12 protein-coding genes are annotated in these 13,076 nt (G+C 63.9%); 1 reads left to right on the top strand and 11 read right to left on the bottom strand.

Features of this window, described 5'->3' with window-relative positions; all coding sequences use genetic code 11:
- Positions 1 to 46 precede the first annotated feature (46 nt).
- The 11 genes from APH30_RS13885 to APH30_RS29305 all read right to left on the bottom strand — a co-directional run bounded on the left by APH30_RS13885 (position 47) and on the right by APH30_RS29305 (position 12,681).
- Positions 47 to 1,390: a carbohydrate porin gene (locus APH30_RS13885; RefSeq protein ID WP_054890317.1), complete on the bottom strand. Its 1,344-nt coding sequence runs from the start codon at positions 1,388 to 1,390 to the stop codon at positions 47 to 49.
- A 40-nt stretch (positions 1,391 to 1,430) separates the two neighbouring features.
- Positions 1,431 to 2,585 (bottom strand): ABC transporter ATP-binding protein, encoded by a 1,155-nt coding sequence (locus APH30_RS13890; RefSeq protein ID WP_054912864.1) that lies wholly within the window; start codon positions 2,583 to 2,585, stop codon positions 1,431 to 1,433.
- Between the two features lie 3 nt (positions 2,586 to 2,588).
- Entirely contained in the window at positions 2,589 to 3,446 is an 858-nt protein-coding gene (locus APH30_RS13895) for a carbohydrate ABC transporter permease (protein WP_009683406.1), read from the bottom strand.
- Positions 3,439 to 4,347 carry a carbohydrate ABC transporter permease gene (locus APH30_RS13900; RefSeq protein WP_009683405.1) on the bottom strand — a complete coding sequence of 303 codons (909 nt, stop codon included), beginning with the start codon at positions 4,345 to 4,347 and terminating at the stop codon, positions 3,439 to 3,441. The genes APH30_RS13895 and APH30_RS13900 overlap by 8 nt, the downstream gene beginning before the upstream one ends.
- 178 nt (positions 4,348 to 4,525) lie before the next feature.
- A complete protein-coding gene (locus tag APH30_RS13905; RefSeq protein WP_054912865.1) occupies positions 4,526 to 5,812 on the bottom strand; it encodes an ABC transporter substrate-binding protein in 1,287 nt (428 codons plus the stop codon).
- Positions 5,813 to 5,918: 106 nt separating this feature from the next.
- The gene (locus APH30_RS13910) at positions 5,919 to 7,166 is read right to left on the bottom strand and encodes an AGE family epimerase/isomerase (protein WP_054912866.1); all 1,248 of its coding nucleotides are present in this window, start codon (positions 7,164 to 7,166) and stop codon (positions 5,919 to 5,921) included.
- A 156-nt stretch (positions 7,167 to 7,322) separates the two neighbouring features.
- Positions 7,323 to 8,777 carry an ATP-binding protein gene (locus tag APH30_RS13915; RefSeq protein ID WP_054881599.1) on the bottom strand — a complete coding sequence of 485 codons (1,455 nt, stop codon included), beginning with the start codon at positions 8,775 to 8,777 and terminating at the stop codon, positions 7,323 to 7,325.
- The gene (gene gltR / locus APH30_RS13920; protein WP_054912867.1) at positions 8,758 to 9,483 is read right to left on the bottom strand and encodes a two-component system response regulator GltR; all 726 of its coding nucleotides are present in this window, start codon (positions 9,481 to 9,483) and stop codon (positions 8,758 to 8,760) included. The genes APH30_RS13915 and gltR overlap by 20 nt, the downstream gene beginning before the upstream one ends.
- Before the next feature lie 149 nt (positions 9,484 to 9,632).
- Positions 9,633 to 10,592, bottom strand: a complete 960-nt coding sequence (locus APH30_RS13925; protein ID WP_029885497.1) for a glucokinase — start codon at positions 10,590 to 10,592, stop codon at positions 9,633 to 9,635.
- Positions 10,589 to 12,415, bottom strand: a complete 1,827-nt coding sequence (gene edd, locus APH30_RS13930) for a phosphogluconate dehydratase (protein ID WP_009683397.1) — start codon at positions 12,413 to 12,415, stop codon at positions 10,589 to 10,591. The genes APH30_RS13925 and edd overlap by 4 nt, the downstream gene beginning before the upstream one ends.
- Positions 12,416 to 12,486: 71 nt before the next feature.
- Positions 12,487 to 12,681: a hypothetical protein gene (locus tag APH30_RS29305; RefSeq protein WP_125855529.1), complete on the bottom strand. Its 195-nt coding sequence runs from the start codon at positions 12,679 to 12,681 to the stop codon at positions 12,487 to 12,489.
- Between APH30_RS29305 and APH30_RS13935 the strand changes: the two genes are divergently transcribed.
- A partial coding sequence (locus tag APH30_RS13935) for a glyceraldehyde 3-phosphate dehydrogenase NAD-binding domain-containing protein (RefSeq protein WP_256222029.1) occupies positions 12,680 to 13,076 on the top strand: 397 nt, incomplete at its 3' end. The two genes, APH30_RS29305 and APH30_RS13935, sit on opposite strands and share 2 nt — an antisense overlap.

Raw genomic sequence — 13,076 nt, forward strand, 5'->3', positions numbered from 1 at the left:
TGCCGGGCGCCGAAAATGGATTGGCGTAAATTTACAACAATTGCCCTCAGAATGACGACTGAATCTTCAAGCCGGCGACCAGCGCATTGTCCACCTGGTCAACCCCACCCGGGCTCTTGATGTACTGCAGGTTGGGCCGCACGGTCAGCCAGTTGGTGACGTGGAAGCCGTAGTACAGCTCGGCGTTGTACTCGGTGCGCTGCAATGGCATGAAGCCTGGGTTGTCGTAATCGTCGATGCCGTTCTGCGCGTTGATCAGCTCGGCACGCTTCTTCACGTCGTCGTTCACATGGATGCGTGCCACGCCAAAGCCGATGTCATCCTTGGGCCGGGCGTCGAACGCGCCTTTGTACACCAACCCCACCTGCTGGTAGTTGTCGACCACGTTGGTGGCCTTGTCGTGCACGGTGAAGTTGGCGAACAGGCTGAGGCCGCGGTTCACGTCCCCGGCATGGGCGGTGACCTGCTGCTGCGCCACCACCCACCAGCCATGCTTGCTGGAGTGCGACTTGAACGCGTTGCCGGTGAGACCCTGCGGGTTGCCGTTGACGTCGTCGTAGACATCGTCGGCCTTGGCGGTGCTGTAGTAGTAGCCCAGGCGGTACTCGCCCGGCAGGCCGTTGACCTTGGGTGACCACACCGCCTCCACCGGCAGGATCGCGCCCTTGGTGCCGCTGCCACTGAGTTTGAAGCCGTTGCCGGTTTCCAGGTTGGAGGGGTTCTGCTCGAAGGCACCGACCTGCACGAAGAAGTCCGGGGTGATGTTGTACTTCACCCGCAGCGCCCACTGGCTGACCGGCCAGTTGTACCAGATGCCGCCTACCCAGTTGCCCACCTGCGAACCGCAGAAGGCCAGGTTCTGGAAGTCGCACGGGAAGCTGTTGAAATCCTCACCCGGGCCGTAGCGGCCGACTTTCACATCCAGTGCGCCGTCGAAGTACTTCTGCTTGACCCACATCTGGGTCAGGCGCCAGGTCTGGCCGCGCCCCCACACCTCCTGCACCGAGCTGAACTGCCCGGCGCGCGGGTCGCTGATGCGGTCGTTGGACAGGTTACGGCCGCTACGCTCGGTGATCGCCAGCTTGAATTCGGCGTCGTGCCAGCCAAAGATCTTCTGCAGGTCCAGGTGCGCGCCAAGGGCGAACTGGTCGCTGTAGCGCGCGGTTTTGTCGTCGTTGTAACCGCCATGCAGGTTACCGGCCACTTCGCCCACGTAATCGAGGGTGAAATCGTAGCCCTTGTCCAGCAGCTCGGTACGGGTGCCGCCCCAGTCGCCGGTCATCCACTTCGATTCGCTGGAAAATGCCTCGGCAGCTTGTGCACTGGCGCTGCCAACCACGGCGAGCAATGCCAGCGACCCCAATGTCTTGATACGTTTGCGCTGTTCCATCCCTTTGCGTCCTCTTTTTCTTATTGATGATGTAGACGAATTAACGGCCTTTGAAGTGAGCCACGTTGTCCTTGGTGGCTGCGGCAGTGCTGGCCAGGTGCAGCCGCTCGCCGCTGTTGGCGTCGAACAGCAGCACCCGCGCCGGGTCCAGTTGCAGGTTGAGGTTGTCGCCAACCTGGCAGGCCACATCGGGCGCCAGGCGGCAGCACACCTTGGTCTGGTTGAGGGTGACGAACACCAGCAGGTCCGGCCCGGTGGGTTCGGTGACCTGCACTTCGGCACGAATGGCCGGCAGGCCGTTGCCCTCGCCGGCCCCCAGGGCAATCTGCTCAGGGCGGATGCCCAGCAGGATTTCACGGCCATCCTGTTCATTGGCGGCCAGCCCCAAGGGCAGCTCGCAGCGCGCCTGGCCGCTGTCGAGCAGCGCCAGCAGGCGGCCATCCTGTTGCTTGAGGCGGGCCGGAATGAAGTTCATTGGCGGCGAGCCGATGAAGCTGGCGACAAACTGGTTGGCCGGGTCGTTGTAGATCTGTTGCGGGGTACCGAACTGCTGGATGATGCCATCTTTCATCACCGCAACCTTGTCGCCCAGGGTCATGGCCTCGATCTGGTCATGGGTGACGTACACGGTGGTGGTCTTCAGGCGCTGGTGCATCAGCTTCATTTCGGTACGCATCTCGACCCGCAGCTTGGCGTCCAGGTTGGACAGCGGCTCGTCGAACAGATAGATCTTCGGCCGCCGCGCCAGCGCCCGGCCCATGGCCACGCGCTGCTGCTGGCCGCCCGACAGCTGCGCCGGTTTGCGCGCCAGCAGGTGCTCGATCTGCAGCAGCTTGGCCACCCGCGCCACCTCTTCATCGATTGCCGCCTGCGGCAGCTTGCGGATTTTCAGGCCAAATTCGATGTTTTCGCGCACGCTCATGGTCGGGTACAGCGCATAGGACTGAAACACCATGGCGATGTCGCGGTCCTTGGGGCTCATGCCACTGACGTCCTGCCCGTCGATGAGAATGGCCCCACCGGTGATCTGCTCCAGGCCGGCGATGCAGTTCATCAGGGTCGATTTGCCACAGCCCGACGGGCCAACCAAAATCAGGAACTCGCCGTCGCTGATCGACAGCTGGATGTCCTTGAGGGTATCGGGCAGGCCGGTGCCGTAGGTCTTGTTTACATTGCGCAGTTCGAGCGTTGCCATGACTTACCCCTTGACTGCGCCGGCCGTCAGCCCGCGCACGAAATATTTGCCTGCCACCACGTAGACCAGCAGGGTTGGAAGGCCGGCGATCATCGCCGCCGCCATGTCGACGTTGTATTCCTTGGCGCCGGTGCTGGTGTTCACCAGGTTGTTCAGGGCCACGGTGATCGGTTGCGAGTCGCCGCTGGAAAACACCACGCCGAACAGGAAATCGTTCCAGATCTGGGTGAACTGCCAGATCAGGCAGACCATGATGATCGGCGTCGACATCGGCAGGATGATGCGGCGGAAAATGGTGAAGAACCCGGCGCCATCCAGGCGCGCCGCCTTGACCAGCGCATCCGGGATACTCACGTAGAAGTTGCGGAAGAACAGGGTGGTGAAGGCCAGCCCGTAGACCACGTGCACCAGCACCAGACCACTGGTGGTACTGGCCAGGCCAAGCTTGCCGAGGGTGAACGAGGCCGGCAGCAACACTGTCTGGAATGGCAGGAAGCAGCCGAACAGCAGCAGCCCGAAGAACAGCTGCGACCCGCGGAAGCGCCACATCGACAACACATAGCCGTTCAACGCCCCGATGGCGGTGGAGATCAGCACCGCCGGCACGGTGATCATGATCGAGTTCCAGAAGTAACCGCTGACCGTGCCCCAGGCCTTGACCCAGCCAATGCCGGTGATCACCGCGGGCCAGCTCAGCAGGTTGCCGGTGCTGATGTCTTCCGGGGTTTTGAAGCTGGTCAGCAGCATCACCACCAGCGGCACCAGGTACAGCAGCACGGCAATCAGCAACACGCCATGGATGGCGATACGGCCAAGGCTCAGTGCCGGTTTTTCGGCAGGGCTATTCGATGCGCTATGCATGGCGTTTGCTCCGCAGCTCCGAGTACAGGTAAGGCACGAGGATCGCCAGAATCGCGCCGAGCATCAGGATGGCGCTGGCAGAGCCCATGCCCATCTGGCCGCGGCTGAAGGTGAACGAGTACATGAACATGGCCGGCAGGTCGGATGAGTAACCCGGGCCACCGGCGGTCATCGCCGCCACCAGGTCGAAGCTCTTGATGGCAATGTGCGAAAGAATCATCAGCGCACTGAAAAACACCGGGCGCAGGCTGGGCAGCACCACTGTCCAGTAAATGCGTGGCAGGCTGGCACCGTCGATCTGCGCTGCGCGGATGATGGATTGGTCAACCCCGCGCAGCCCGGCCAGAAACATGGCCATGATGAAGCCCGATGCCTGCCACACGGCGGCGATCACCAGGCAGTACACCACCCGGTCCGGGTCGATCAGCCAGTCCAGCCGAAAGCCCTCCCAGCCCCAGTCGCGCAGCAGCTTGTCCAGGCCCATGCCAGGGTTGAGCAGCCACTTCCAGGCGGTGCCGGTAACGATCATCGACAGGGCCATGGGGTACAGGTAAATGGTCCGGATAAAACCTTCGCGGCGAATGCGCTGGTCCAGCAGTACCGCCAGCAACACGCCAATGGCCAGGCTGATGGCGATGAACAGGCCGCCGAACAGCAGCAGGTTCTTGCTGGCCACCCACCAGCGATCGTTGTCGAACAGCCGGGCATATTGCGCCAGGCCCGCCCACTTGTAGGTGGGCAGGAAGGTCGAGGTGGTGAAAGACAGCACGAATGTCCAGAGGATGTAGCCGTAGAAGCCCACCAGCACAATGAACATGCTCGGTGCCAGCACCAGCTTGGGTAGCCAGCGCTGCAGCGCGTCCAGGGGTGAGGCCCGCAATTGGGCGGTAGTTGTGGTCATGGTTCACCTCAAAGGCGCTGCACTCCGGGTAGGAGCGGCCTTGCGTCGCGATGGGCTGCTGCGCAGCCCTGAGGACTCAAGTTCGACACCTACCTGAAAGATCGAGTGCGCAGGTTTGGGGCTGCTGCGCAGCCCATCGCGACGCAAGGCCGCTCCTACAACGGGACCGCGTCAGCCTTTACTGGGCCGCCTTGATCGCCGCCGCCAGCTTCTTCGCCGCATCGGCCGGGTCGGCCTTGGGGTCGTTGATGTAGTTGGTCACTACATCGAAGAACGCGCCCTGCACGGCCAGCGTGGTGGCCATGTTGTGCGCCATGCTTGGCTGCAGGCCGCCCGTCTTGGCGTCGGCGAGGAAGTCCTTGGCGGAGGTTTGCGCGCAGCTGTCGAAGCCATACTTGCCCATGTTGCCGAGCATGTCGTTACGCACCGGAATCGACCCTTTATTGATGCTGAAGACCTTCTGGAAGTCCTCGCCCAGCACCTTGCGCGCGATGTCCTGCTGCCCGGCGGATGTTCCGGCGTCGTTCTGCTTGAACACCACCAGCGAGTCGATGTTGTACAGGAAGGCCTTGTCAGTGCCGGGGAATGGGACGCACTGGTAATCCTTGCCGGCGGTTTTCTTCGCCAGGGTCCATTCGCTCTTGGCCCAGTCACCCATGATCTGCATGCCGGCCTTGCCGTTGATGACCTTGGCCGCTTCCAGGTTCCAATCCTGGCCTTTGCCATCCTGGTCCATGTAGGTGGCGATCTTTTTCAGCTCGGTCAGTGCCTTGACCATTTGCGGGCTAGTCAGGGTGGCGCTGTCGAGGTCGACCAGGGCCTTCTTGTAGCCATCGACGCCCATCACTGCCAGGACCACGTTTTCGAACACGGTGCTGTCCTGCCAAGGCTGGCCGCCATGGGCAAGGGCAATGAAGCCGGCGGCCTTGAGCTTGTCGGCGGCGGCATAGAATTCGTCGAGGGTGGTGGGCGCCTTGTCGATGCCGGCTTTCTTGAAGACTTCGGGGTTGATCCACAGCCAGTTGATACGGTGGATGTTGACCGGCACGGCAACGTAGTCACCGTCGTACTTCACGGTATCGGCGACCTTCTTGTCGAGCAGCGAGTCCCACTTTTCTTCCTTGGCCACGTCCTTGAGCACATCGGCATCGAGCAAGCCGGTGGCTGCCCAGTCCTGGATGTCCGGGCCCTTGATCTGCGCCACACCGGGTGGGTTGCCGGCGACTGCGCGGCTCTTGAGTACGGTCATGGCGGTGGCCCCGCCGCCGCCGGCAACGGCGCCGTCCTTCCAGGTGAAACCGTCTTTCTCGACTTGCGCCTTGAGCACATCGACCGCTGCTTTTTCACCGCCAGAGGTCCACCAGTGCACCACCTCTACACTGCCTTTGCTTTCAGCGGCGCTGGCGCCCAGCGGCAGTAAGGAGGCGAGCGAGATAGCAGCGGCGAGACAGAGTTTGGAATTCATCGAAGCACCTTTCTTGTTGTTATGCGTGCAAGTCAAACGCTTGCGTTGCATGGAGTCTAAACAGCGTGCCCGCCCCGTCAGGTAACGAAGCGATGCGTGAATGTCATCATTTGGTTACATTGCTGCCCAGGTTGCTGGCCAGGCTGGGCGACAGCGGCAAGCCTGGCAGCAGCAGCGCCTGGTAGGCGTGATAGAGGTCGGGCTTGCCCGGCCAGATGGTCCCGGCCGGCCGGTTGTTGCTATCGAGTTCGTGGTGCCAGCTGCCCGCCACAGGGTCGATGAAGTGGTTGGCGATAAACCCCCAGAGGGTGCGGTACCACTGCTCGTAACGGGCCTCGCCGGTACGCTGCAACAAGGCCGCGGCGGCGGCGCACGCTTCGGCGTGCACCCAGTGCAGGCGCGCGTTCACCACCGGGCGGTTGGCCCAGTCCAGGGTGTAGACGAAACCCTCTGCGCCATCGACGTTCCAGGCGTGCTGGCAGGCGGCCTCGAACAACCCGCTGGCACTTTCTGCCAGCCACTGCGGTGCCGGCAGCCCGGCACGTTGCAGGCTGGCCTCCAGGTGCAGCAGCAACCGCGCCCATTCCAGGGCGTGCCCAGGCGTGGTGCCAAAGGGCCGGAAATGATCGGCGGGGTGGTCGTGGTTGTAGTCCGCCACGGGCTGCCAGTGCACGTCGAAGTGTTCGATCACCCGGTAACCGCTACCGGCGGCATGGGTATGGATGATGCGTTCGGCGATACGCAACGCGCGTTGCAGCCACAGCGTGTTGCCGGTGACATCAGCCAGGGCCAGGAACGCCTCGGTCGCATGCATGTTGCTGTTGGCGCCACGGTACGGCTCGGGCAACTGCCAGGCACGGGAGTAAGCCTCTTGCAGGGCACCTTCGGCTTCGCTCCAGAAATGCCGCTCGATCACCTCGGTGGCGTCTGCCAGCAGGCCCCTGGCACTGGCGGCGCCCGCCACCACGGCAGAGCTGGCGGCCAGGGCGACGAAGGCATGCAGGTAGGCGGCCTTGCCGCTGTCCTGCTGGCCATCGGGGTGAGCGAACCAGCCCCCATAGCTGGCATCCTGCATGGCGCCGCGCAGGGCGGCCACGCCGTGCTCGGCGTAGGCCAGGCAGCCTGGAATGCCTTGCAGGTGAGCCAGGGCAAAACAGTGGGTCATGCGCGCCGTGTTCATGGTTTCGGCGCGGGCGCCAGCGGCGAGTTGGCCTTTGGCATCCAGGTTGCCGAAGCCGTCCGGGCGTTTCGCGGCTTTGGCAAAGGCCAGCAGCCGCTGGGCCTCGGCCAGGCGCCAGGCCGTATGAGCCGGGGCTTTCAGCCAGCTGGTGGAGGGCAGTAGGTGGGTATTCATGAGCCAGCTTTATCCTTGCCAGTCGTGTGCGAATTCTAGCCAGCGGGGTTTGGGCAGATGTCACGAAGGAGGCTGGGATTGTCACTGGGCAGTGACAATTGAGTGACCTGAGTGCAAACCTTGAAACCCGTGCGGCCCTTGCAGGCAACACGGAAATCAGTCCATGCCTCGCGGCAGGAACAAGGTTACCCGCAGCCCACCGTCGCGCAGGTTCAGCAAACTCACCTCGCCGCCATGGCTATGGGCAATGTTGCGTGCAATCCCCAACCCCAGCCCGTAACCCTGTTGCTGGGCGGCCAGGCGGAAGTGTGGCTCGAACACCTGCTCCAGCTGCTGCTGGGGTACCCCCGGCCCTTGGTCATCCACCTGAAGCACAAAGCCCTCGGCGCTGTCGATGATACGCAGTTGCGCCCGTTCGCCGTACTTGATGGCGTTGTCGATCAGGTTGCCGATGCAGCGCCGCAGGGCCAGAGGTTTGCCCGGGTACGGTGCAAGCGCCTTGCCGTACACAGTGACGCGGCCATCGGCCAGGTAAGGCTCGGCCAGGATATCCAGCACCTGATTGAGGTCGACGGGCTCGATGTTCTCGTGGATGTCGGTGTCCTTCACGCATTGCAGGGCGCCTTTGACCAGCAGCTCCAGCTCGTCCAGGTCCTGGCTGAACTTGGCTTGCAGGCGCTCGTCTTCCAACAGCTCGACACGCAGGCGCAGGCGGGTTATCGGTGTGCGCAGGTCGTGGGATATGGCGCTGAACAACTGGCTACGTTCGGTCAGGTAACGGCTGATACGTTCGCGCATGCTGTTGAATGCCCGGCTCACCTCGACCACTTCGCTGCCGCCACCTTCCGCCAGCGGCGCCACATCAGCGCCCAGCGACATTTCCCGCGCGGCCCGGGCCAGGCGTTTGAGTGGCCAGCTTTGCCAGTGCACCAGCAAGCCGATGAACAGCAACAGCAAGGCCGTGGTCAGCACCATGAACCCCACCTGCTGGCGTGGCAGGCGTTCGGCTTCCAGGCCGGTATACGGCTCGGGCAGCAACGAGGCGATGTACAGCCACTCCCCCTCACCCAGGCGGATCTGCGTGACCAGCACCGGTGGCTTGAGGGGCTCGAGCGTCAGCGAGTAATGCGCCCACGAGCGCGGCAGCTCGTCGAGCTTGAGGCCGCTGTTGAAGATGCGCAGCTCGTCAGGCCCGACGAACTCGACGGAAATTTCCATCTGCGACCCCAGGCGCTCGTGCAACACCTGCTGGAATACATCGATCACCGCCTGCTTGCGCGCCGTGACGGGCAACGCCTGCATGTCCAGCGGGGTAGCATTGAGCGATACGAAAAACCGCGTGCCGCCCATGCTGCGCAACTGGTCGAGCACCAGCGGCCGGTAGGCCACTGGCAACGACCGGAAGTAGCTGACGCTGGCGCTCATCGAATGGGCCAGGCTGCTGGCACTGGCCCGCAACCCCTGCAACTGGCTGGCGCGCAGTTGGGAAACCCAGATGATGCTCGACAACCCCTGGGCCAGCAGCACCACCAGCAGGGTCAGCAGCAGCATGCGCCCCAGCAGTGAGCGGGGCAGCAAGCGCCAGCGCCGCTCAGGGCGCACAGCAGACATGCGCCGCCAACAGGTAACCGCTGCCGCGCACGGTGCGGATCAGCCGGGGAGGTTTGTCGGTGTCGCGCAGGCGCTGGCGCAGGCGACTGACCGCCATGTCGACGATACGGTCCAGCGGCATCGGCTCGCGGCCGCGGGTGGCGTTGCCGATGGTGTCGCGGTCGAGGATTTGCTGTGGGTGGTCGAGGAACAGCTTGAGCAGTGCGAAGTCGGCACCGGAGAGAATCACCTCCTCACCATCGCGGTGGAACAGCCGGTGGCTGACCGTGTCCAGGCGCCAGTCATCGAAGGCCAGCACCGCGCTCCCCGGCGCCGCCTGGCCAAACTCGGCGCGGCGCAGCAGAGCCTTTAGCCGCGCCTGCAGCTCGCGCGGGCTGAACGGTTTGCCCAGGTAGTCGTCGGCACCCAGCTCCAGGCCGATGACCCGGTCGGCTTCATCGGAACTGGCAGTGAGCATGATGATTGGCACACGCGCCCGGCGCGGATGCTGCCGAACCCAGCGGCACAGGTTGAAACCATCTTCATCGGGCAACATGACATCGAGAATGACCAGGTCGCAGGGGCTGCTTTCCAGCGCGCGGCGAAAACCTGCGCCGTCGGCTTCGGCATGCACCTGGAAGCCGGAGCGGCTCAAATAGGTTTGCAGCAGTTCACGGATTTCCTGGTCGTCGTCGACCATCAGGATCGATTTGCCGGCAGTGCTCAAGGTGGTCCTTCCTCTTCTTGGTTACAGGTCTTTGCTGCCTGTTTTTATTGGGGCTGCTTTGCAGCCCTTCGCGGGCTTGCCCGCTCCTACAGGGATCGCAGCACCTGTAGGAGCGGGCAAGCCCGCGATGGGCCGCAAAGCGGCCCCAGTCAATGGTCCAGCGCTTGCTGCAACGCCACACCCGCCCCCAGCAACCCGGAAAACTCCGCCGTCACCAGCCACACCGGCACACCCGCAAAGTAGCCGCTCATGCAGCCTTTGTCGGCAAAGCTGGCGGCGAACCCGCTGCGCAGGAACAACTCGGCAAACCGCGGGATGACCCCGCCAACGATATAGACCCCACCGCGCGCGCCCAGGGTAAGCACATTGTTTCCGGCCACGCGCCCCAGGAACCGGCAGAACTGCTCGATCACCGCCAGTGCCCGTGGCTCGCCGCCCAGCGCTGCATCGGTGATCTGCGCCGGGGACGTGTGCCGTGGGGTGTCGCCGTCCAGCGCACACAGGGCCTGGTAAAGCCGTACCAGGCCACCCCCGCTGAGTACCGTCTCGGCACTGACATGGCCGATTTGCTGGTGGATCTGCTGGTGGATCGCCGCTTCGCGGGCGTTGCCCACCGGCAGGTCCACATGCCCGCCTTCGCCCGGCAAGGCCTGCCAGTGCTGCCCGCCAAGGCGCAGCAGCGAACCCACGCCAAGGCCGGTGCCCGGGCCGATCACCAGTGCCGGGCGCGTTGGGTCTGCCTGCCCGGGGCACACCTGGCGCACTTCGCCTTCCTGCAGGCGGGTCATGCCCAACGCCATGGCGGTGAAATCATTGATCAACACCAGCCGCTCGACCTGCAAGGTCTTGCAGAACGCCAGGCGGCTCAGGCGCCAGTGGTTGTTGGTGAAGCGAAACTCGTCGCCCTCGACCGGCCCTGCCACCGCCAGGCACACCGCGGCCAGGCCGCCGCGGGCGATGCCCTGGCCATGCAGATAGGCCTCGATAGCCTGCTCCGGGCTGGTGTAGTCCGCGGTAGCGAAGACTTTTACCTCGTGCAACTGGTTGTCACGCCACAACGCAAAACGGGCGTTGGTGCCGCCGATATCGCCAACCAGCAGGTCCTTCATTTAAGGTTCTCCAGGGCAGAGGTGAAGGCACTGGCGCCCTGCTCTGCCGGGCTGAACGCCATGCGCATGAAGCCGAACAGCTCGCGCCCGCACCCCAGGTCATTGCCCTGGGGCGCCGGCGGCAGGTCGCGGCTGGCCAGTTCTTCGGCCGATACCAGTACCCGCAGCGTGCCTTCGACACCATCAACGCGCACCATATCACCATCGCGCACCCGTGCCAGCGGGCCACCGTCATAGGCTTCGGGGCACACGTGGATCGCCGCCGGGATCTTGCCCGAGGCGCCGGACATGCGCCCGTCGGTAACCAGCGCCACCTTGAAGCCGCGGTCTTGCAGCACGCCCAGGAACGGCGTGAGCTTGTGCAGCTCGGGCATGCCATTGCAGCGGGGGCCCTGGAAGCGCACCACCGCCACGAAATCACACTCCAGCTCACCGGCCTTGAATGCATCGGCCAGCGACTGCTGATCGTGGAACACCCGCGCCGGGGCCTCGACCACCTGGTGCTCGGCAGCTACAGCCGAAACCTTCATCACGCCACGCCCCAGGTTGCCCTCCATTACCCGCAGGCCGCCTTCGGCCGAGAACGGCCGCGCGACCGGGCGCAGGATGCTTTCGTCCAGGCTTTGCAGCGGGCCTTCGCGCCATACCAGCTTGCCATCATCGAGGAACGGCTCCTGGGTGTAACGGCGCAGGCCGTGGCCGGCGACGGTGTTGACGTCTTCGTGCAGCAGGCCGGCATCGAGCAGCTCGCGGATCAGGAAGGCCATGCCGCCAGCGGCCTGGAAGTGGTTGATGTCAGCCTTGCCGTTGGGGTAGACATGCGACAGGGTGGGTACGACCTCGGAGAGGTCGGCCATGTCCTGCCAGGTCAGCTGTATGCCGGCAGCCTGGGCAATTGCCGGGATGTGCAGGGTATGGTTGGTGGAGCCACCCGTGGCGTGCAGGGCAACGATGGAGTTGACCAGCGCCTTCTCGTCGACGATTTCGCCCAGCGGCATGAAGCTGCCACTGGCCTTGGTCATGCGCGTGACCTGTTGCGCGGCCTCGGCGGTGAGCGCATCGCGCAGCGGCGTGTACGGGTTGACGAACGACGCGCCAGGCAGATGCAGGCCCATCACCTCCATCACCAGCTGGTTGGTATTGGCGGTGCCGTAGAAGGTGCAGGTACCCGGGCTGTGGTAGGAATTCATCTCCGACTCCAGCAGCTCCTCGCGGCTGGCCTTGCCTTCGGCATAGCGCTGGCGCACGTCGGCCTTCTGCTTGTTGGAAATGCCGGAAACCATCGGCCCGCCCGGCACGAAAATGGTCGGCAAGTGGCCAAAGCGCAACGCGCCCATCATCAGCCCGGGGACGATCTTGTCGCAAATGCCCAGCATCAGCGCGGCGTCGAACATGTTGTGCGACAGCGCTACCGCAGTGGACATGGCAATCACCTCCCGGCTGGCGATAGCCAGTTCCATGCCCGGCTCACCCTGGGTCACGCCGTCGCACATGGCCGGCACGCCACCGGCGAACTGGCCGACCGAGCCGACCTCGCGCAGGGCCTGCTTGATCTGCTCGGGGAAGTGCAGGTACGGCTGGTGGGCCGACAGCATGTCGTTGTAGGCCGAGACGATGGCCACGTTGGCGGCGTTCATCAGGCGCAGCGTTTGCTTGTCGTCGCTGCCGCAACCGGCCACCCCGTGGGCGAAGTTGGCGCACTGCAGGCTGGCGCGCATGGGCCCGTCACTGGCCGCGCCGCGAATCAGCTGCAGGTAGCGTTCGCGGGTGGCTCGGCTGCGTTCGACCAGCCGCTGGGTGACCTCAAGGATGCGCGGATGCATGTACTGGACTCCAGACTAATTGTAAGGGCGGTTTACCGGGCATTTCCCCTCCAACCGATGGCCGCCTAGGCTCAAGACCAGGAGCCCGCTGCATCGGTAGAGGCATCTTGCCCCACCACTCGTTGTATGTTTAAACAAAATACTGCCACTAAAAAGGCTTGTTTTCTATCTGATAGTGAATAATCTTGTAATTCCAACAACAAAACCGTTTCAGTGAAGCTCCTTTGTGCCACAGGTTTCACTCGGACTGCCAGAGGTACTGCCATGACCCTTCGCATCGCCATCAATGGATTCGGCCGCATCGGCCGCAACGTCCTGCGCGCACTGTATACCCAAGGCTACCGCCAGGACTTGCAGGTCGTCGCCATCAACGACCTGGGCGACAGCGCCATGAACGCCCACCTGCTCAAGTACGACAGCGTGCACGGTACCTTCGACGCCACGGTCGAGGCCGACCACGAAAGCCTCACGGTCAATGGTGACCGTATCGCGGTCAGTGCCATTCGCAACCCGGCCGAACTGCCGTGGAAGGCTGAAGCGATCGATGTGGTGTTCGAATGCACCGGGTTGTTTACCGAGCGGGCCAAGGCAGCTGCCCACCTGGCCGCCGGGGCGGGCAAGGTGATTGTCTCGGCGCCGGCCAAAGGGGCTGATGCCACCG

Origin of the sequence: Pseudomonas sp. NBRC 111127, from assembly GCF_001320345.1 — a bacterium.
GTDB classification, from domain to species: Bacteria; Pseudomonadota; Gammaproteobacteria; order Pseudomonadales; family Pseudomonadaceae; genus Aquipseudomonas; species Aquipseudomonas juntendi.

What these genes read in the sequence shown, in the direction of transcription:
- edd (WP_009683397.1), bottom strand. Translation starts at nt 12,415, where the DNA reads ATGCATCCGCGCATCCTTGAGGTCACCCAGCGGCTGGTCGAACGCAGC.
- APH30_RS13885 (WP_054890317.1), bottom strand. Translation starts at nt 1,390, where the DNA reads ATGGAACAGCGCAAACGTATCAAGACATTGGGGTCGCTGGCATTGCTC.
- APH30_RS13910 (WP_054912866.1), bottom strand. Translation starts at nt 7,166, where the DNA reads ATGAATACCCACCTACTGCCCTCCACCAGCTGGCTGAAAGCCCCGGCT.
- APH30_RS13925 (WP_029885497.1), bottom strand. Translation starts at nt 10,592, where the DNA reads ATGAAGGACCTGCTGGTTGGCGATATCGGCGGCACCAACGCCCGTTTT.
- APH30_RS13900 (WP_009683405.1), bottom strand. Translation starts at nt 4,347, where the DNA reads ATGACCACAACTACCGCCCAATTGCGGGCCTCACCCCTGGACGCGCTG.
- APH30_RS13895 (WP_009683406.1), bottom strand. Translation starts at nt 3,446, where the DNA reads ATGCATAGCGCATCGAATAGCCCTGCCGAAAAACCGGCACTGAGCCTT.
- APH30_RS29305 (WP_125855529.1), bottom strand. Translation starts at nt 12,681, where the DNA reads ATGGCAGTACCTCTGGCAGTCCGAGTGAAACCTGTGGCACAAAGGAGC.
- APH30_RS13915 (WP_054881599.1), bottom strand. Translation starts at nt 8,777, where the DNA reads ATGTCTGCTGTGCGCCCTGAGCGGCGCTGGCGCTTGCTGCCCCGCTCA.
- APH30_RS13890 (WP_054912864.1), bottom strand. Translation starts at nt 2,585, where the DNA reads ATGGCAACGCTCGAACTGCGCAATGTAAACAAGACCTACGGCACCGGC.
- APH30_RS13905 (WP_054912865.1), bottom strand. Translation starts at nt 5,812, where the DNA reads ATGAATTCCAAACTCTGTCTCGCCGCTGCTATCTCGCTCGCCTCCTTA.